At 35.3% G+C, this 18,872-nt stretch carries 19 protein-coding genes; 6 read left to right on the top strand and 13 right to left on the bottom strand.

The features are described from left to right. Positions 1-7: 7 nt before the first annotated feature. The 12 genes from ACEN25_RS04415 to ACEN25_RS04360 all read right to left on the bottom strand — a co-directional run bounded on the left by ACEN25_RS04415 (position 8) and on the right by ACEN25_RS04360 (position 11,592). Positions 8-760: a LytR/AlgR family response regulator transcription factor gene (locus ACEN25_RS04415; protein WP_441801849.1), complete on the bottom strand. Its 753-nt coding sequence runs from the start codon at positions 758-760 to the stop codon at positions 8-10. Beyond that, on the bottom strand, positions 757-1,551 hold the full coding sequence (locus ACEN25_RS04410; protein ID WP_441801848.1) for a sensor histidine kinase: 795 nt from the start codon (positions 1,549-1,551) through the stop codon (positions 757-759). Before ACEN25_RS04410 ends, ACEN25_RS04415 begins: the two co-directional genes overlap by 4 nt. Continuing rightward, positions 1,533-2,150, bottom strand: coding sequence for a hypothetical protein (locus ACEN25_RS04405; protein WP_441801847.1), 618 nt, complete (start codon positions 2,148-2,150; stop codon positions 1,533-1,535). The genes ACEN25_RS04410 and ACEN25_RS04405 overlap by 19 nt, the downstream gene beginning before the upstream one ends. Positions 2,151-2,162: 12 nt before the next feature. Further along, complete coding sequence (locus ACEN25_RS04400; protein WP_441801846.1) at positions 2,163-2,699, bottom strand: hypothetical protein; 537 nt, start codon at positions 2,697-2,699, stop codon at positions 2,163-2,165. A gap of 94 nt (positions 2,700-2,793) precedes the next feature. Further along, the gene (locus ACEN25_RS04395; RefSeq protein ID WP_441801845.1) at positions 2,794-3,501 is read right to left on the bottom strand and encodes a hypothetical protein; all 708 of its coding nucleotides are present in this window, start codon (positions 3,499-3,501) and stop codon (positions 2,794-2,796) included. An 80-nt stretch (positions 3,502-3,581) separates the two neighbouring features. Continuing rightward, the gene (locus ACEN25_RS04390; protein WP_441801844.1) at positions 3,582-5,330 is read right to left on the bottom strand and encodes an OmpA family protein; all 1,749 of its coding nucleotides are present in this window, start codon (positions 5,328-5,330) and stop codon (positions 3,582-3,584) included. Between the two features lie 216 nt (positions 5,331-5,546). Further along, positions 5,547-6,854 carry an NADH:ubiquinone reductase (Na(+)-transporting) subunit F gene (gene nqrF / locus ACEN25_RS04385; protein WP_441801843.1) on the bottom strand — a complete coding sequence of 436 codons (1,308 nt, stop codon included), beginning with the start codon at positions 6,852-6,854 and terminating at the stop codon, positions 5,547-5,549. A 1-nt stretch (position 6,855) separates the two neighbouring features. Next, positions 6,856-7,584, bottom strand: a complete 729-nt coding sequence (gene nqrE / locus ACEN25_RS04380; RefSeq protein ID WP_441801842.1) for an NADH:ubiquinone reductase (Na(+)-transporting) subunit E — start codon at positions 7,582-7,584, stop codon at positions 6,856-6,858. 51 nt (positions 7,585-7,635) lie between these two features. After that, on the bottom strand, positions 7,636-8,283 hold the full coding sequence (locus ACEN25_RS04375) for an NADH:ubiquinone reductase (Na(+)-transporting) subunit D (protein WP_028374590.1): 648 nt from the start codon (positions 8,281-8,283) through the stop codon (positions 7,636-7,638). 2 nt (positions 8,284-8,285) lie between these two features. Continuing rightward, positions 8,286-9,020 (bottom strand): Na(+)-translocating NADH-quinone reductase subunit C, encoded by a 735-nt coding sequence (locus ACEN25_RS04370; protein ID WP_441801841.1) that lies wholly within the window; start codon positions 9,018-9,020, stop codon positions 8,286-8,288. 2 nt (positions 9,021-9,022) lie between these two features. After that, on the bottom strand, positions 9,023-10,234 hold the full coding sequence (locus ACEN25_RS04365) for an NADH:ubiquinone reductase (Na(+)-transporting) subunit B (RefSeq protein ID WP_441801840.1): 1,212 nt from the start codon (positions 10,232-10,234) through the stop codon (positions 9,023-9,025). 5 nt (positions 10,235-10,239) lie between these two features. Beyond that, positions 10,240-11,592 (bottom strand): Na(+)-translocating NADH-quinone reductase subunit A, encoded by a 1,353-nt coding sequence (locus tag ACEN25_RS04360; RefSeq protein ID WP_441801839.1) that lies wholly within the window; start codon positions 11,590-11,592, stop codon positions 10,240-10,242. A 244-nt stretch (positions 11,593-11,836) separates the two neighbouring features. On the opposite strand from ACEN25_RS04360, the gene ACEN25_RS04355 reads away from it, so the two are divergent. From ACEN25_RS04355 to ACEN25_RS04335, 5 genes are all read left to right on the top strand, one after another. Beyond that, the gene (locus ACEN25_RS04355; protein ID WP_441801838.1) at positions 11,837-13,096 is read left to right on the top strand and encodes a DUF5103 domain-containing protein; all 1,260 of its coding nucleotides are present in this window, start codon (positions 11,837-11,839) and stop codon (positions 13,094-13,096) included. A 30-nt stretch (positions 13,097-13,126) separates the two neighbouring features. Then, positions 13,127-14,368, top strand: a complete 1,242-nt coding sequence (locus ACEN25_RS04350; protein ID WP_441801837.1) for a DUF3667 domain-containing protein — start codon at positions 13,127-13,129, stop codon at positions 14,366-14,368. A 5-nt stretch (positions 14,369-14,373) separates the two neighbouring features. Further along, on the top strand, positions 14,374-14,760 hold the full coding sequence (apaG, locus tag ACEN25_RS04345; RefSeq protein ID WP_441801836.1) for a Co2+/Mg2+ efflux protein ApaG: 387 nt from the start codon (positions 14,374-14,376) through the stop codon (positions 14,758-14,760). 131 nt (positions 14,761-14,891) lie between these two features. Beyond that, on the top strand, positions 14,892-16,520 hold the full coding sequence (gene pruA, locus ACEN25_RS04340) for an L-glutamate gamma-semialdehyde dehydrogenase (protein WP_441801835.1): 1,629 nt from the start codon (positions 14,892-14,894) through the stop codon (positions 16,518-16,520). Positions 16,521-16,667: 147 nt separating this feature from the next. Beyond that, complete coding sequence (locus ACEN25_RS04335; protein WP_441801834.1) at positions 16,668-16,946, top strand: hypothetical protein; 279 nt, start codon at positions 16,668-16,670, stop codon at positions 16,944-16,946. 35 nt (positions 16,947-16,981) lie between these two features. Here the strand turns inward: ACEN25_RS04335 and rsmG are convergent, their stop codons facing one another. After that, a complete protein-coding gene (gene rsmG / locus ACEN25_RS04330; protein ID WP_441801833.1) occupies positions 16,982-17,611 on the bottom strand; it encodes a 16S rRNA (guanine(527)-N(7))-methyltransferase RsmG in 630 nt (209 codons plus the stop codon). A gap of 140 nt (positions 17,612-17,751) precedes the next feature. Between rsmG and ACEN25_RS04325 the strand changes: the two genes are divergently transcribed. After that, positions 17,752-18,858: a fatty acid desaturase family protein gene (locus tag ACEN25_RS04325; protein ID WP_441801832.1), complete on the top strand. Its 1,107-nt coding sequence runs from the start codon at positions 17,752-17,754 to the stop codon at positions 18,856-18,858. Positions 18,859-18,872: the final 14 nt, after the last annotated feature.

Below are 18,872 nucleotides of genomic sequence, written 5' to 3'. Positions count from 1 at the left end.
TTCAATTTTAATGGGCATTATTACGCAAAAGATTTAAAAAATCACTGCGTTTATTGCGTGACACGGGTACTTGATGTTTACCTTCTAAAATAACATAACCTTCATTAAGATAAGATTCGAGATAATCTAAATTAATTAAATGTGATTTATGCGTTTTGAAAAAAACAGAATCTCCGAGTAAATCTGCGAAGTGGCCAATACTGTGTGAACTTAAAACAGATGTCTGATCTGCCAAATATATTTTTGTATAGCCATCTGTACCTTCGCAACGTAAAATATCTGCAATTTTTAAAAATTGCAACCCGTTTTGTGTAGGCACTACAATCTTTTTCTGCTGAAAAGTACGCACCCCTAAATTTGCAATTAGCTGTTTATTTTTAGATAATGCATGCTTATATTCTATACTCTCAATTGCACGATGTACACTAAGTATTAGATCTTCTTTAGCAACCGGTTTTACGATATAACCTATAGCGCAATGTTTTATAGCATCAACTGCATAATGATCAAACGCAGTTACAAATATGATTTCAAAACTAGGCTCGTCAAACTCTCTCAATAATTCAAAACCTGTCATTGTAGGCATTGCAATGTCTAAGAAAATAAGCTCGGGCTTTTCAGATTTAATGAATGTTATTGCCTCTTCCGGATTTTGACTTTTCCCTATAATGGTTAACTGCGGACAAAATCTTTCGAGTTTATTCTGCAAAATTGAAAGTGCCTTAGGCTCATCGTCTATTAAATATACCCGGATGCTCATGACTCAAATCGTGTTTTAAATATTAAACGTACCCGTGTACCGCTTAAATCTTTACGTTCTTTAATGCGGTAATCAACCTTAAACTGCGTACTGTATTCCAGCAATTTTAAGCGATCTTTTAATACTGCAGAAGATCTGTTTTCTAACGTTTTTCCACTCTTTTTAAATAGCTCTTTTGACCTGGTAAGACCTATGCCGTCATCTTCAATAATTACATCAAAACTATGTTCTTCAAGCATTTTAAAAATTACACTTACCAGACCTTTATCATTTTTATGAAAAATACCGTGATTTACCGCATTTTCAACAATAGGTTGTAGTAACATTGCCGGTATGCAGGTGTCTGTATCTAAATTTTTATCTACAATTATTTTATACTCTAGCTTATCTTCAAAACGCATTTTCTCTAGTGCGAGATAGTTATTAAGAAGATTTATTTCTTCAACAATAGTAACGGTCTGCTGGCGCGAGAGTTCAAAAAACGAACGGATTAATTTTGAGAATCGGGTTAAATATTCTTCAGAGAGTTCTACTTCATTACGCTGTATATAATACTGAATAGCATTAAGTGAATTGTGCACAAAATGCGGATTCATCTGCGATCGTAAAGCCTGTAACTCAAGTTTATGTCGTTCCCGTTCTTTTTCAAACTCGACTTCTAACTTTGCTTTAATTAGCTCATTCTTTTTAGAAACAAATACGGTAAATAATAAAATCACCGCCACAACTACAACTACTGAAGCTAGCGTCATCGTGACGATGAGTTGATAATTTAATTCTTCTGTGGGCATAATAAAGCAGTTATGATACACCCGTAAAGTGGAATATTTAAAAATGCAATCACAATGTATAGACTAGGTGCTAAACTCCCATTTATTTTTGAAATGTAGACCTGTATAGGTAAATACCCGAGATTAAAAATTAATATTCCTGTGGTAATCCAGAATTTAGGATTTTGCTTAAACTCTATAAGATCATCATTATTCAGAAATTCTATATAAAATCTAAACACCAATACCAGCAATGCTATAGTAACAGAAAAAAGGAAAATTACATTGTAATCAAGCATCCAGTTTTCTACTATCATACTTGTAACTAAACATATTGTAAGTAAAGTAACTATTATATAAACCCATATTTTTTTATAAAGTATTCTATAAAACCAATAACAAAAAAAGATGCCGGTAAAGAGGTCATAAAAATTATAGATTAACACATTATTACCATAAAGAGTTATACACAGTTCTGCACCAAACTCAATAACAATCATTATACTTAAAAAATAAATAAAATGATTTTGAGAACTTTTTTTCAATTCGCTATGTCTCCAAATAGCAATTACTAACGCAATACCCATTAATAATTTAGCACTAAATTCTAGAATTAACATAGCCTTAAATGATTAATTACCTGATCCTTTTTTACGTGTTCCCACAGGGTGTAATTTATCGTAATACCCCCCATCGCCACCTGCAGGTAAAAATGAATCATCTTGAGGTAGTGTAATAAATTTAACTGGTGTAAAAGATGCTCCACCTCCTGAAGCTCTTCTTGAAGTTTTAGTCTTTGGCGAATAGGCTGCTTCAAAAAAGACAGTGCTTTTAGAAACACCATTACCTGACTCTTCTGCGCCAAAATATACAAACATACCTACAGCTGCGACACTGTCTTGCTTTTTTAATGCAATGATAGACTCTAAAAAGAGTTGTAAATCTTCAACATTTGTAACTAATGCTCCTACATTATCACGCTCATCAGAACCCAATTCTTTATTTATAAAGGCATATTGATTTTTGAGATAAGCCTCGTGCAATTGATCTGCTCGTTCTTTTGTGATAAGATTCTCTGGCTTTGCTACCTCTGTGTTTTTGATGCTTATACACGAGGTAAATAATACTGTTGTAAAAAAAATAACTGCGGAAGATTTAATAATTTTCATAATAATTAGAATTAGTTGGTTAATAGCACATAATATACTCACTTTTAATAAGATATATCATAGCAACCTGGTGATAAACTCCTTTAAATTTTAATCACTTATTAGTATCAAAAGAGCAACATTTTTTAAACGTAAAATTATCATACCACCACTGTTCTGCGGGATTTCCGCCAGAATCTAAATAGAAACCCAGTCCTGAAGTATTCTGTATTAAATTATTAAACAATACTGCATCTGCCGCTGGAGTGGTCGTATTTGCTCCAGATAAAATCCATTGACCAAAACTATTTGAAGGTAATGCCGTAGATGTGGCCAACTCGATAGGTACAATTATTTGTTTAGGAGGATCGCTAGAAATCACTAAAGACGTCGTGTTTAGAACAAATGATGCTAGTACTGTAGCTGTATTTATACTGGTTCCTTGATAAATAATAATTGAATTTGCAGCACCTACAGGGTTATTTGTGCCTCCAAAATATTCTACCTCATATTGAAGTTCACAACCCGCTGCAATTAAATTTGATGGAAATATAGTTTCAGTATATACAAATGAGGCACCACTACCATCTAATGCCTGTAGTACATTACTACCATTTCGTGATACTATTGCAATTCCACTAGAAGCGATTCCCTGCCATACTGAAGTAGTACCTAAGCTATCATTCTCAAAGTCTGTAATACGTTCTAAGCTGTCTTCACAAACAACATAAGCACATTCCTCATCATCTTCGCAACTGTATAAAAAAATATTGGTAAAAAGGAGTATGATAAGAAGCGAAACGAAGTTTTTTATAGTTTTCATAATCGTATATTTTTAATAAATCAAAGCCGCCGAAAGACGGCTTTGATTTAGGTTATTAATTGGGTTATTAATTGGGCTAATTAGAAACAAATAACTTTAAATTCTGTTCTTCGATTAATAGTATGCTCGACTTCTGTACATTGTACACCATCTGCGCAGCTATTGAGAAGTTGTGTCTCTCCTGCTCCACGAGCAATTAAACGATCTCTAGAAATTCCTTTGGCTAGTAGATAATCTACTGTAGATTGTGCGCGTTTTTGTGAAAGCTCCTGGTTATAAGCATTGCTTCCGCGGGAGTCTGTATGTGATGACATTTCAACCTTGATTGTAGGATTATCCTGCATCAATTGAGCGACATAATCAAGATCTTGTCGAGCTGCAGGAAGTATGTCCCATTTATCTAAATTGAAAATAATATTGTCAAGACGTATTGCTTTTCCGCAGGGATCAACACACATTTCAAAATCTATAAATAGATCTGTATTTCTATCTGTGTTTATAGTATTAACTTCTGCTTTATTTGAGAAGTAACCATCTTTAGCTCCTTGAACTGAATACACAGATGCTTGCTTTAAATGGAATATAAAGTTGCCATCTGTATCAGAAAGTGTATTTTTTTGCGATGGGCTTTTAGTATCTTTTAAGCTAATATCAACTCCCGGAATCCCTTCATTTTTATTACACTCTACAACGTTTCCTCTTAAAATAAAATTCTCATCTGTATAGATAATTTCCTTCTGAATACCTTTACCATCCTTTTTACACATATCAAATTCGGCTTTAGCAATTGTAGTTTCCTCGAGATTTACTTCATACAGTTTTCCTTTAACCAAATAATTTGAAGTAGCTACTTCCTGAAAAACAACAACACCATAGGAATTTGTAGTACCGGTCTGAGTAATAGTACCATTAGCATCCTCAAGAACCACATCTGTATTTGCAAGTAATTGCTGCGTATACTTATCTCTTGCAGTTATAGTAACAGTACATCCACAAGTTGCGCAGCAATGCGGTGTGTGATCTTCACCACATACGGGACATACGTCTGCTGCCTTTTTATTTCCGAAAGCTACCGTTATACCCGCAAAAACTCCAACCGAAAAAATATCGCAGTCACAGGATTCATCTCGAATGTTTAGTGCGTTTTGATTAACAGTATTGGTTCCTTGATTGTCTATTACAGGATAATACCCGGCTGTTCTGTTATAAATAGGATCTAATTGCTCTTCTACATTAAAATGACGCAAATAATACGCTCCTGCATGTAAACCCAACCAACTATTCACAAAGTATATCGCTCTAATTTGCCCTTTAGCGCTTAATACATTTTTATCATCATAACCGGAATGAAAGTTTAGAACATCATTAATTACGGTATTCTCACGTAATTCTGTGCGTCCTCCCTTAATATTAGCGAGCCCTCCTCTCAAGTTCAACTCAGCGCTAAAGCGACCATTTTGGTTTACATATCTAAAACTGGGTCCTATACCATAAAAGAGTCGGTTTATTTTTTGTTCTGAAAGAGAAAAATCTGTTAAGGCTATGTTTCCCGTACTGAATAAATTATCTGTAGGATAGGTGCTCTCCGGTTTATTCCAGATATAGTCTGCATCTGCACCTATACCAAACCAATTCCAATAATAATCTACGGAAAGACCCAGGTCTAAACCACCTTTATAATCTATGTAAGGTGTGTTGTTTTCATAAGTTGGAAAATCATATCCAACCCGCGCATTAAATAACCACTGGTTATTGTGAATCTGCGCCTGACTAATAGCAGTTATTGCCAGTATAGCAATGAAAAGCAATTGTTTAAGTGAAGTTTTCATAAGTTGTTTTGTTAATTATACAAGTCAAAGATGCGCCGCTAACTAACTAAAAACCAGACCCAATTGATTAACCGACTGTTTGAATACAGGAACGGTAATTCTAAAAACTTAATCAAACTATCAATGAATGTTTTGAACGTAAAGTAGATTTTCAATATAAAGCACAAAAAAAGCCGCTACTTTCGTAACGGCTTTACTTTTTATTAAGATTGAAGATTATCCTCCAAAATCATCAAAACGAATGTTTTCATCAGGAATACCAAAATCTTCACCCATTTTCTGAACTGCTTTGTTCATCAGTGGAGGTCCACAGAAATACAATTCGATTTCTTCAGGGTCTTCGTGTTTACTTAAGTACTGCTCAATAACAGCATTATGAACAAAACCGGTAAAACCATCACCAGGGCTATTTATATCTGCCTTTACATTCCAATTATCTTCTTCTAAAGGTTCTGATAATACTAAGTAAAATTTGAAATTCTCAAACTCAGCCTCTAGATCACGGAAATGTTTCAGATAGAAAAGCTCACGTTTAGAACGACCACCGTACCAATAAGTTACTTTACGACCTGTTTTTAAGGTTTTGAACAGGTGATACAAATGCGAACGCATAGGCGCCATACCTGCTCCACCACCTACATAAAGCATTTCTGCTTCAGATTCGTTAATAAAGAACTCACCATAAGGACCAGAGATCGTTACCTTATCTCCTTTCTTTCTACTAAATATATAAGAAGAAGCAATACCTGGATTCACATCCATCCAACCGCCTTTAGCACGATCAAAAGGTGGTGTTGCAATACGCACGTTCAACATAATTTCACGTCCTTCTGCAGGATAGGAAGCCATTGAATAGGCACGCTCTACTACTTCAGAATTTTTCATTACAAGTGGCCAAAGTTTAAACTTCTCCCACTCTTCTTTAAATTTATCAGGATCGCTATGCTCTTCTGGATGCGCAGTGATGTCCATATCTGAAAACTTAACTGTAGTTTCAGGTATTTCAATCTGAATGTAGCCACCAGCTTTATAGTCCATATCCTCAGGGATTTCAACTACAAATTCCTTAATAAATGACGCTACATTGTAGTTACGTACAACAGTCGCTTCCCATTTTTTAATACCAAAAACCTCTTCTGGTATTGTGATATTCATATCCTGCTTCACTTTAACCTGGCACGCAAGACGTGCTCCAGAGGCTAATTCTTTACGTGTAAAGTGAGGGGTTTCTGTAGGTAATGCTTCACCACCACCTTCAAGAACGTGGCATTCACATTGAATGCATGTACCACCACCACCACATGCAGATGGTAAGAATATTTTTTTACCACCTAAAGTAGAAAGCAGTGAGCTACCAGAATCTACTTCAACTTTCTTTTCACCATTAATAGTAATGGTTACGGGTCCTGATGGAGATAATTTTTCTTTTGCAAAAAGTAGCAAACCTACTAATACAATAGTCAAAACTAAAAAGGCTACTACAGTTGCCGCTATTACTCCTCCTGTACTTGCTGCTAAAAACATATTATTTGTTGTTTATTTCTTGAGAAACTTCAGCTAAAGGTACTTGAGCATCTGCTTCTGTGTTTTGAACTTCAACTTTTGCTACCTCATCAGTAGTTTCTGTTTTCTCATCTCCACCGGTTAGCATTCCTCCAAAACTCATAAAACCAATAGCCATAAGACCAGTAATTATAAAAGTTATACCTAAACCTCTTAAGGGAGCAGGTACATTAGAGTAACGTATTTTCTCACGTATAGCTGCAATTGCAAGAATTGCAAGAAACCAACCAATACCGGAAGATAAACCATAGTTAAAGGCAAGACCTAAAGTTTGAATATCTCTAGACTGCATAAATAATGACCCTCCTAAAATTGCACAGTTTACAGCAATAAGCGGCAAGAAGATACCTAAAGAGGTATATAGTGCAGGGGCGAATTTCTCAACTACAATTTCTACCAACTGAACCATTGTAGCAATGGTTGCAATAAATAGGATAAAGGAAAGGAAACTTAAATCGTACGCTGCATATTCTTCTCCTAACCATTTTAAGGCTCCGGGACGCAATACATACTGATCTAATAACCAGTTCATAGGTACAGTAACTGCAAGTACAAAAATTACAGCAGCTCCAAGACCTACAGCTGTAGTAACTTTTTTAGATACAGCTAGATAAGAACACATTCCTAAGAACGTTGCAAATACCATGTTGTCAATGAAAATCGACTTAAAAAATAACTCTACGTGTTCCATTTTTTTTTATATAAGAAGTTAGAATTGAGATAGAATCTCAAATCACAATCTTTAATTTTCTTCGATTAATGCACTGTTTCTAGAACGCTGAATCCAGATGATTATACCCACGACGATAAGTGCCATTGGAGAAAGTAACATAAACCCATTATTCTCGTAACCTATAGCATAAAGACCAGTTTTAGCAATAGGATCTCCAAGAACTTTAAATCCTAATAAAGTACCAGAACCTAATAACTCTCTAAAAAATCCTACAATCACAAGAATTAAAGCATAACCTGCTGCGTTACCTATACCATCAAGAAAAGATCTCCAGGGTTTATTTCCTAAAGCGAAAGCTTCAAAACGACCCATAATGATACAGTTAGTAATAATAAGACCTACAAACACAGAAAGTGTTTTACTAAGTTCATATGCAAAAGCTTTAAGAACCTGATCAACTATAATAACTAAGGCAGCTACAACTACGAGCTGTACAATAATTCTAATTTTTGAAGGAATAATATTTCGCATAAGCGAAATAACAACGTTACCCATTGCTAATACAAACATTACTGAAAGTCCCATTACGATAGAAGCTTTCAATTGTGCAGTAATTGCTAATGCTGAACATATACCCAATACCTGAATAGTAATAGGGTTGTTATCTGCGAGAGGGTCTAAAAGTAATCCTCTATCTTTTTTAGATAATAATGCCATAATTATATTTTTAAGTCTTTTAGATAAGGGATGTATAATTTAACTGTGCTGTTGATCATCGCTGTAACTCCGTTTCCGGTGATTGTTGCACCAGCAAGAGCATCTACTTTACCATCATCTTTACGATCATTAAGCGGGTCGTTATTACCTTTTGCAACAGTAATCCCTTCAAATTGTGTCCCAGACATAATCTCTTCACCGGTAAAGTCATCCATAAAATAGCGCTCTTTTATATTAGCACCAAGTCCTGGAGTTTCACCTTTGTGATCAAAATACACACCTTGAACTACATAGTTTTCATCAAGAGCAACAAAACCCCAGATAGCATCCCAAAGACCTTTACCATATAACGGAATTATATAGTAATCTTTACCGTCTTTCTCACCTACAAATAAGGGAAGCTTACGCTCCTCACTATCCTTAGCTAATTCACCTTTAAGATCAATTAAATAGGCTGCAGAATCTTTTGAGATTTTACCGTTTTGAATAACTAATTGCTCCTTAATATATTTACTAAACTCTGCTTCTACCTTTGCAGTAGGTACAAAGTTTACCGAACCTTCAACATTTTCATTTATGCCCATTGCATAAAGAATATTCTGTTGTTTTTCAAAACGCTCATTTTCAGTAATTGCAGGTTTCAGGCTTGATGCCGTAAAAGCAAGAAGTGAACCTACCACAAGCACCATCACTACTGCGAAGATGAGTGTGTAACTATTTTTATCTGTATTTGCCATTATTAAGCAGTTTTAAGTTTTAAACGTTTCATACGTTTTTTCACGTTTGCCTGTACTACGTAATGATCTATAGTAGGAGCAAAAACATTCATTAACAAGATTGCTAAAAATACTCCTTCAGGATAAGCCGGGTTAAATACACGAATCATAATTGAGAAAAACCCGATTAAGAAACCATACCAGTATTTACCAGTATTTGTCTGTGAACCCGATACAGGATCTGTAGCCATATATACAATACCAAAAGCAATACCTCCTATTATTAGGTGCTCCCAGAACGGTGTACTCATTAAACCGTAGAAGTTACTTCCTTCAGTAATCCATCCCTGATCAACAACACCATTGAATATTAATCCCATAACCGCAGCACCTACTACAGCACTCAAGATAATTCTCCAGCTTGCTATCTTAGTAAACATCAGGAAAAGACCTCCTATAATGATAAGAAAAGTTGAAGTCTCTCCTACAGATCCTGGTATAAAACCAAAGAACTTATCTGAGAAATCATAAATAACTGAAGAATTCTGTGCATAAGCACCTAGAATAGTTTCTCCTGATATTGCATCTGGACCTCCAGCAGCTGCTTTAGCACCGTGAACCCATACCTGATCTCCACTCATCCAGGTAGGATAAGCAAAGAATAAGAAAGCTCTAATGGTAAGTGCAGGATTCAATATATTCATTCCTGTACCTCCAAAAACTTCCTTACCTATTACAACACCAAAGATAACTGCGATCGCAAGCATCCATAGTGGAATATCTATAGGTACAATAAGTGGCACTAACATTCCGGTTACCAGATAACCTTCTTCTACTTCGTGCCCTTTAATAACTGCAAAAACAAATTCTACACCCAGACCTACCGCGTAAGAAACAATTACAAGTGGCAGAACCGTCCTGGCACCCATAATAAAGTTATCCCAGGTAAAAAAGTTACCAAACAAACTTGCTTCTCTTAGTACTCCCTGAGCAGCATCAACTGCAGCATAATGCTGATAACCTGCATTAAAAATACCCCAAACCAGAACCGGCAAAAGGGCTATAATAACCGTATTCATTGTACGCTTTAAGTCATCAACCGCTCTCACGTGACCACCACTGTGCGTAGTTTCATCTGGCGTATATAAAAATGTATGCAACGCATTAAATGCAGGAGCCATTTTTTTGCCTTTGAAATCTTCTTTAATTCCGTGTAATTTTTCTTTTAATCCCATTGCTATTATCCTATTTCTTCGTGCATTAAGTCAAGTCCTTTACGAATGATTGCTTGGTGTGGTTGTTTTGAAACACATACAAACTCGGTTAGCGCAAAATCCTCAGGAGCAACTTCATACATACCTAAAGCTTCCATAGCATCTAAATCCTGTACCATACAGGCTTTAAGTAATTGAAGCGGATATATATCCAGAGGAAAAACTTCCTCATAGTTTCCGGTTACCACAAAAGCTCTGTGCTCACCATTTGTATTTGTGTCTAAATCGTACTTTTTATTGGGGAATAACCAAGAGAAGGTTAGCGCTCTTGATGAAGAAATTTTATTAAAAACAGGTTTATTCCATCCAAAAAATTCATAATCATTTCCTTCAGGAATAGCTACAAACTCTGTATGGTAATACCCTAAATGCCCGTCTGCAGACACCTGATCTCCGGTAAGTATATTTCCCGAAATCATACGTACATTGTCCCCCTCAATACCTGCCGCATAAGCAAAAGTAGAAACCTCTGCTCCTATTTTGGTCTTATAATACTTTGGTGCTTTAATTGAAGATCCCGATACAGAAATGATACGTTCTGCATTAAACTTACCCGTTAAGAAAAGCTCACCCATAATAGCAAGATTCTCTGGAGTAATCGTCCATACTGTTTCTCCTTTATTTACCGGTGATACCTTATTAATAAGAGTACCTACATTTCCACTTGGGTGCGGACCAGATACCGTATGCATCTGCACTTCACTCAATTTAGAAAAAACAGAATCAGAAACTTGAGCAACTCCCAGATGAATTGTTCCTGAAGTTAATTTACTTAACGCGGTAATTCCTGCCTGTAAAGCAGCTTCTTTTCCTTTTAAAATAAAATTATAGTCAGGAGCTAACGGAGCGCTATTGTGACCAGAAATAAAAATTGCAGTAGGCTCTGTTTCCGTACTTGCTATTATATCATAAGGACGTTGCTTAATAAAGGGCCAAAGACCAGATTCTAAAATTCGTTCCTTAATTGCAGCTGCACTCGCCGTATTTACATCTAGCGCAGGTAACTCGCGCACGGTATCTTTACCATCTGCCTCTATCACAATACTTGTAATAACACGCTTGGCGCCACGTTTAATTTCTGTAATTGTTCCACTTACCGGAGAAACAAATTTGATACTAGGGTCTTTCTTTGCGTAGAAAAGTGGTTCTCCTGCTTGTAGGGTAGCTCCTTCTTTAAAAAGCATCTTAGGAGTTACAAGATGAAAATCTGAAGGCTTGATCACGTAGGTTCTTGACCGGGGTGCATCTGAGACAACTCGCTCAGCCTCACCCACTAACTTAATATCAAGACCCTTTTTGATCTTAATGTCTTTTGACATAGGAAGTATATGTTAAAGTTCTTGTTAAACTCAACCCATTTTATGCTTGAATTGAGGTGTGCGAATTTACAAATTTTACATGCTCATAACACAAACTACGGGTTAAAAATATTCATAAATTGCCTGTATTTAACAATGTCCTGCCAGTAAAGGCTTACAATATGCACATTCGCTCCTTATTGAGATTGTTTACAAATAAGAAAATTATTTTGTTACATTTGACTAATATCCTCACCACCCCTGTATGAAAACGTTTGCGTTAGTTTTTGCTTTTTTTATTTACTACTTTTCACTAGCTCAAAGTGCATTAGAAATAGCAGCACCTCCATATATTAAGTCGGTGCAATTTTATGGAAACACCGCTCAAAGTCAACTTCCACTCTTACGCCTGGGTCAAACACTTAAACTTAGCTTTGACGATATCATAGGAGATGAGGCCAATTATTATTATAGAGTCACACATTATAATTATGACTGGACCCCTTCAGTACTTGTAAAGACCGAATACCTTAGAGGTATAGACGATGTGCGTATTTTCAATTATACAAATTCTGTAAGTACCTTACAATTGTACACACATTACGAATTAGAAATTCCCAATGCCAATACTACAGCACTTTTAAAATCTGGCAACTATCTTCTTGAAGTTTACAATGAAGAAGACGAAATTGTTTTTTCAAGAAAATTTATGATATATAATTCTCTGGTTTCTGTGGGTGTTGAAATTTTACGTACCCGTGATCTTGAGTTTATTGAAGAAAAACAGGTTGTAAATATTAATGTAGATCTTGGTGAGTCTATTTTTGTTAATCCCGAAAAGAATATAAAGACATTGCTTATACAAAATAATAACCTTAATACAAGTATAAGTAATATTAAGCCTCAATATAGTTTAGGCAATCAATTGCAATACCGCTATGATTCTGAAACTTCATTCTATGCCGGCAATGAATTTTTTGATTTTGATAATAAAGACATACGGGCTGCTACAAACCGAATTCAGTTTGTAGAGCTGTTAGATTTATACCATAATTATCTCTACGGAAATATTACTCGAGCAGAAACCGTGTACACCTACAATCCAGACCTCAATGGTAATTTTGCCATACGTACTTTACAGGGGGCAGACCCCAGAGTAAATGCTGAATATGCCTGGGTACACTTTAGTCTGCAACACCCTAAACGCTCCAAAGATGAGGCTATCTATATCTATGGAAACTTCAATAATTATACACTTGAGGAAAGCACAAAGATGATTTTTAATGAAAAATCACAACGCTATGAACTCCCGCTCCTACTAAAACAAGGTTACTACAACTATCAATATGTGGTAGCTAAAGATGGTAAAAAGCTACCTAATAACCCTATAAGTGGTGATTTTTGGCAAACCGAAAATGAATATACGGTTCTTATTTACTATAGAGCACCCGGCGCTCGTTTTGATGAACTTGTAGGTGCAGGAAATGCATTATCCACCTCAATTTCTAACGTGAGACGTAACTAAATATTGAGAAAATCAATATATATTTAGAACGTGAAACTAAAATTCTCCCTTTCATCAAGAAATAAGCTTCAGTATCGCGGTAACATCTGCTTAAATTGCGAGCGTACACTTAAAATAACGCATCAATTTTGCCCATACTGCGGTCAAATAAACTCTACTAAAAAATTATCGCTAAGTAATTATTTTGGTGAGTTTATAACCAGTATGATCAATTACGATTCGCGAATTAGATACACCCTTCAGGATCTACTGTTTAAACCGGGAAAAATAACACTGCGGTACGTCAACGGAAAACGCCTTACCTATGCAAATCCGTTTCGGTTTTATTTAAGTATAAGCATTATCTATTTTTTACTTAGTGGCTTTTTAGATTTTATAATCCCAGAGCGCAGCAATACTACCACAGCGGATTTTGATTTAAAAGAAATGACCTCACAATTTAATAATGACGATTTTAAAATTGCTTTAGATTCTATTCAATATTACCGCGAGAATTATAATGAATTGAAAGCTCAATCAGACTCAACGAATACTGCAAAATTTTTATACACGCCTGAAAGCGAGATCAACCGCAAAAGCTTTTACAAACGTAATAAAGAGAAATTAATACTATTTCAAGATTTTGCTTCCACTACAGAAATTAAAAATGCGAGACAGGCTCTAGACAGTCTGAGGTATGATAAAAGCCGAATAAATATATGGCTTTACGACCGCAGTACTACGTACAATAAGATTCTTGAAGAGCCATTTGCATTTATATCCTATCTAACTCAGAAAATCCCCATATATCTTTTTTTCTTTACACCTGTTTTTGCCTTATTTTTTGTTATTATTTATTTTAAAAGAGAATCATTTACATCAGCTAAACTACACATTAAAGAAACCTCCAGTTCATTACTTAAAGACCTCATAAAAATCCCCTATCTAGGATCTGCGACCCTAACCCTACTAGCCTTTTTCAGAAAACTATTTTTCATTCGTCGAGAACGTACCTATATAGAACACGTTATTTTTATTTTTCATGTCTTCACTTTCGTTTTTTTAGGCCTACTATTGGCTCTATTACCCGATAGTTTTTTAGGCTACGGACTCTTTTCTTCATTATTTCTTGTATTTGTAGGCCCTGTATATTTTTACATTGCATTAAAAAGATTTTACAGAGAAGGTCATCTTAGAACACTTACCAAGTTTTTATTTTTAAATTTTGTATTTTTAATACTTTCATCATTTGCAGGGGTATTGTTCTTAATCGTAACCGCTGCAACGTATTAATATTTATGGTAGAACAAGTCACTAATGGTATACGCGTTTCTGTAGAAACCCATTTTGAAGGATCGTTTATGAAAAATAACGAAACCTTTTACGCTTTTGGCTACCATGTAACCATTGCTAATTCTAGTAAAGATACCGTTCAACTTTTAAGCAGATCGTGGTTTATCTTTGACGCCCTTAATACTCCAGAGCGTGTTGTTGGGGAAGGCGTAATTGGCAAAAAACCCGTTTTAAACCCACGAGAGTCCCACACCTACTCTTCCGGTTGTTTATTAAAATCCCCATTTGGCGCTATGCGCGGTCATTATATAATGATTAATTTTACTACTTCAGAACAATTTAAAGTAGAGATTCCCTCTTTTAATCTCAACGCAATTCATATTCTCAATTAAATCAGGCTTTTTTAAATTAAAATTAACCTGTATAATTACTCAAATTCCTTAATACATATACCTAGTGCTTCCCTCTAATATTTTGTATCTTTCAAGCCTAAAAAAATTGAATACGAATAAAATATTTAAGCATGTCAAAAGGATTTTTTGAAGTACCAGTAGCAATTAATGAGCCGGTTAAATCGTATGCACCGGGTTCACCAGAGCGTGAAGAAGTTTTAAAAACATATAAAGAACTCTATAATAGCAAAGTAACCGTTCCTATATATATAAATGGAAATAAAATAGAGACCGGCACTACTAAGCCTATGTCACCTCCCCACGATCATAAACATATATTAGGTGATTATCACCTTGCTGAAAAATCTCATATAGATGCAGCAATTGCAACAGCTTTAGAAGCACGTAAAAAATGGTCTCAAATGCCCTGGGAACACCGCGCAGCAATTTTTCTAAAAGCCGCAGAATTAATACAGGGGCCCTACAGAGCTAAAATTAATGCGGCAACAATGCTTGCGCAATCAAAAAATATTTTTCAGGCAGAGATTGATGCTGCTTGTGAACTCATAGATTTCTTACGTTTTAACGTACAATATATGAGTGAGATTTACGCAGACCAACCAGAATCTTCATCAGCTGCCTGGAACCGTGTTGAATATCGCCCGCTAGAAGGCTTTGTGTATGCAATAACTCCTTTTAATTTTACGGCTATCGCGGGGAATCTACCGGCATCTGCCGCATTAATGGGTAATGTTGTTGTATGGAAACCAAGTGACAGTCAGGTATACTCTGCCCAGGTTATCATGGAAGTTTTTGAAGAAGCTGGTGTACCTGCTGGAGTTATCAATATGGTAATGGGAGATCCTGTTATGATTACAGATACCGTTCTGGCAAGTCCTGACTTTGCAGGAATTCATTTTACAGGTTCTACACACGTATTTAAAGATATTTGGTCTAAAATAGGCGCAAATATTCACAACTATAAAACCTATCCACGTATTGTAGGTGAGACAGGTGGTAAAGATTTTATTCTTGCACACCATACTGCAAATCCTCAACAAGTATCAACAGCAATTGCTCGTGGTGCTTTTGAATTTCAAGGTCAAAAATGTAGTGCTGCAAGTCGTGTTTATGTAGCAAAATCAATTTGGCCTGAAGTAAAAGATTCACTTTTAAAAGATATCAAATCTTTTAAAATGGGCTCTCCTGAAGATATGAGCAATTTTATAACTGCTGTAATTCACGAAGCTTCATTTGATAAATTAGCTAAATATATAGACCAGGCCAAAGCAGATGCTAATGCAGAGATAATTGCAGGTGGTAATTACGATAAGTCTAAAGGTTATTTTGTAGAACCTACTGTTATATTGACCACAGACCCTAAGTATACAACTATGGAAACTGAGCTTTTTGGACCTGTTGTCACCATATATGTTTATGAGGATCAAGAGTGGTCAGAAACCTTAAAACTTGTAGATGAAACTAGCGAATATGCACTTACCGGAGCTGTTTTAGCAACAGATCGATATGCAATTACAGAAGCTACTCAGGCACTTCAAAATGCAGCCGGTAACTTCTATATTAATGACAAATGTACAGGGGCGGTTGTAGGTCAACAACCTTTTGGTGGTGCACGAGCATCGGGTACAAATGATAAGGCAGGTAGTGCATTAAATTTATTAAGATGGGCATCTCCACGTTTAATTAAAGAAACATTTGTAACACCAGTTGATTACAGATATCCTTTTTTAGGCGAATAAATAAATTCTAAACTAATAAAAACTGCCATCGGTTAAATGGCAGTTTTTTTATTTTCACTTTTCAATGTTAACTTAATGTTACGTAAACATAAATTTAAGGTTAATTGAATAGTTTTTTCTACCTTTGCATTACAAAATATTAGGACTATGACGACTGAAGATAAGAAAATGTATGTTTTGAAAGTAAATTACTCTGTAATTGATGTATCAAAGAAAAAGAGTAAGCGAAAAATAACGCGTAAAAAAGAAAAATTATACTTGGTAAAAGATCCTGAAACAATTGAGGAAAAACTTAAAGAATTAGAAGATACCTTACTCGAGATTGAATCAGATCGTAAAACAACATTGATCGAAAAAGCTCAGGACTTACTCAAGAGATTTGGCAACCGTTGCAATACAACATATTATAGTATGCTACGCACATAAAACAAAAAAGCGACTTTTAATAAGTCGCTTTTTTATTAACCTTTAAATTTAAGTGGTAAATGCACCACTTTTTTAGTATCAAAGAATTCTTCTTCAAAATAATCTTTAAGGTCAAAAATCTTTGCAGTCGTATAGAGACTCAATTCTTCAGAAAGATCACCACCTTTAAGATAAAGAATTCCATTTTTTAATTGGTGCTCACTCTTTTTTGCAATCTTACCTTTTACCCAATGTACAAAGGTTTCCATCTGCGCCACCGCTCTACTCACAATAAAATCATACTGCCCGTCAATATTTTCAACACGATCATTAGTAATTTTGACATTAGTAAGTCCTAGTCCGGCACTAACTTCTTCTACTACCTTTATTTTTTTACCTATACTATCAACGAGATGAAATTGTGTTTCGGGAAAAAGAATTGCTAATGGAATTCCGGGAAAACCACCGCCCGTTCCTACATCTAAAATTGATGCTCCGGGATTAAATTTTTGAACCTTAGCAATACCCAAAGAATGCAACACATGTCTAAGATATATTTCATCTATATCTTTACGAGAAACCACGTTGATTTTGAGGTTCCAATCCTGATACAATTCATTTAATTTATTAAACTGAAGGATCTGATTTTCATCGAGATCTGAAAAATATTTGTCTACAAGAATCATAATCAACTTTTATCGCAACAAAATTAGGTTTTACAGCGTTAAATTACGGTATTAACAGGCCTTAAAAAGATATAAATCTTATTTTTGATGTTGCGATGTTTAGAGCTTGTTTAAGTTGCTTTACTTTATGCAGATAGATTATGAAAAATTCTAAAACAATAAAATTTTCACGAGTAGATTCAGCTAACTTTTTTAGAACACTGAATAAACGTGTAAACACCTATTTTAAAGAAAATAATGTAGAACGTACCGGTAACTGGAAGTTATTTATAAAGACCGCGGTTATGTTTTCATTATTTCTGGCTCCCTATTTTTTACTGCTTACACTAGACCTTCCGGGATGGTCACAACTGTTACTTACCATAGTAATGGGTGTGGGTATGGCTGGAGTAGGTATGAATGTAATGCACGATGGGAATCACGGTTCTTTCTCAAAGAAAAAATGGGTTAATAAAATAATGGGCGGAAGTATCTATATACTTGCCGGTAACGTTTACAACTGGCAAGTACAACACAACGTACTACACCATACCTATACAAACATACACGGTCACGATGAAGATCTTGAAGCCGGAAGAATTTTAAGATTCTCAAAACATGCTCCGTGGTATAAGCATCACCGTTTTCAGCATTATTATTCAATATTACTTTACGGGTTGTTAACCTTTAACTGGGCGATTACTACAGATTTTCTACAGATGAAACGTTATCTAAAACGTAAATTATCGTACGGTGAATTTCCCAATCCTAAAGTAGAATGGACTAAACTGGTGATTACTAAGATTATTTATGTAAGTATCTGGATTGTTCTGCCGCTTATTATTTTAGATCTGGCCTGGTGGAAGGTTCTATTGGGCTTCTTTATTATGCATTATACCGCAGGCGTTATCTTAAGTATGGTATTTCAGCTAGCGCATGTTATTGAAGAGGCAGATATGCCCCTTCCAGACAATTCTGGTACTATGAAAAATACGTGGGCCATTCACCAGTTATTTACAACGGTTAATTTTTCAACTAAAAATAGAATTGTAAACTGGTTTACGGGAGGTCTTAACCATCAGGTTGAACATCATATTTTTCCGCATATAAGCCATATACACTACACAAAGATTTCTAAAATAGTTAGAGAAACTGCAAAGGAGTTTAATTTACCGTATAACGAGTATAAAACAACACGTAAAGCAGTTATTGCTCATTTTAAATATTTAAAGGAGATGGGTACGCAACCTAATCTTCAATCAGCCTAATCTTAAATTATTTA

The sequence above is a fragment of the Leeuwenhoekiella sp. W20_SRS_FM14 genome, from assembly GCF_052119605.1.
GTDB lineage: Bacteria > Bacteroidota > Bacteroidia > Flavobacteriales > Flavobacteriaceae > Leeuwenhoekiella.
Note: the sequence above shows the minus strand (reverse complement) of the source record. Positions and strands in the feature narration are given on the sequence as shown.

What these genes read in the sequence shown, in the direction of transcription:
- ACEN25_RS04415 (WP_441801849.1), bottom strand. Translation starts at nt 760, where the DNA reads ATGAGCATCCGGGTATATTTAATAGACGATGAGCCTAAGGCACTTTCA.
- ACEN25_RS04410 (WP_441801848.1), bottom strand. Translation starts at nt 1,551, where the DNA reads ATGCCCACAGAAGAATTAAATTATCAACTCATCGTCACGATGACGCTA.
- ACEN25_RS04405 (WP_441801847.1), bottom strand. Translation starts at nt 2,150, where the DNA reads ATGTTAATTCTAGAATTTAGTGCTAAATTATTAATGGGTATTGCGTTA.
- ACEN25_RS04400 (WP_441801846.1), bottom strand. Translation starts at nt 2,699, where the DNA reads ATGAAAATTATTAAATCTTCCGCAGTTATTTTTTTTACAACAGTATTA.
- ACEN25_RS04395 (WP_441801845.1), bottom strand. Translation starts at nt 3,501, where the DNA reads ATGAAAACTATAAAAAACTTCGTTTCGCTTCTTATCATACTCCTTTTT.
- ACEN25_RS04390 (WP_441801844.1), bottom strand. Translation starts at nt 5,330, where the DNA reads ATGAAAACTTCACTTAAACAATTGCTTTTCATTGCTATACTGGCAATA.
- nqrF (WP_441801843.1), bottom strand. Translation starts at nt 6,854, where the DNA reads ATGTTTTTAGCAGCAAGTACAGGAGGAGTAATAGCGGCAACTGTAGTA.
- nqrE (WP_441801842.1), bottom strand. Translation starts at nt 7,584, where the DNA reads ATGGAACACGTAGAGTTATTTTTTAAGTCGATTTTCATTGACAACATG.
- ACEN25_RS04375 (WP_028374590.1), bottom strand. Translation starts at nt 8,283, where the DNA reads ATGGCATTATTATCTAAAAAAGATAGAGGATTACTTTTAGACCCTCTC.
- ACEN25_RS04370 (WP_441801841.1), bottom strand. Translation starts at nt 9,020, where the DNA reads ATGGCAAATACAGATAAAAATAGTTACACACTCATCTTCGCAGTAGTG.
- ACEN25_RS04365 (WP_441801840.1), bottom strand. Translation starts at nt 10,234, where the DNA reads ATGGGATTAAAAGAAAAATTACACGGAATTAAAGAAGATTTCAAAGGC.
- ACEN25_RS04360 (WP_441801839.1), bottom strand. Translation starts at nt 11,592, where the DNA reads ATGTCAAAAGACATTAAGATCAAAAAGGGTCTTGATATTAAGTTAGTG.
- ACEN25_RS04355 (WP_441801838.1), top strand. Translation starts at nt 11,837, where the DNA reads ATGAAAACGTTTGCGTTAGTTTTTGCTTTTTTTATTTACTACTTTTCA.
- apaG (WP_441801836.1), top strand. Translation starts at nt 14,374, where the DNA reads ATGGTAGAACAAGTCACTAATGGTATACGCGTTTCTGTAGAAACCCAT.
- pruA (WP_441801835.1), top strand. Translation starts at nt 14,892, where the DNA reads ATGTCAAAAGGATTTTTTGAAGTACCAGTAGCAATTAATGAGCCGGTT.
- ACEN25_RS04335 (WP_441801834.1), top strand. Translation starts at nt 16,668, where the DNA reads ATGACGACTGAAGATAAGAAAATGTATGTTTTGAAAGTAAATTACTCT.
- rsmG (WP_441801833.1), bottom strand. Translation starts at nt 17,611, where the DNA reads ATGATTCTTGTAGACAAATATTTTTCAGATCTCGATGAAAATCAGATC.
- ACEN25_RS04325 (WP_441801832.1), top strand. Translation starts at nt 17,752, where the DNA reads ATGAAAAATTCTAAAACAATAAAATTTTCACGAGTAGATTCAGCTAAC.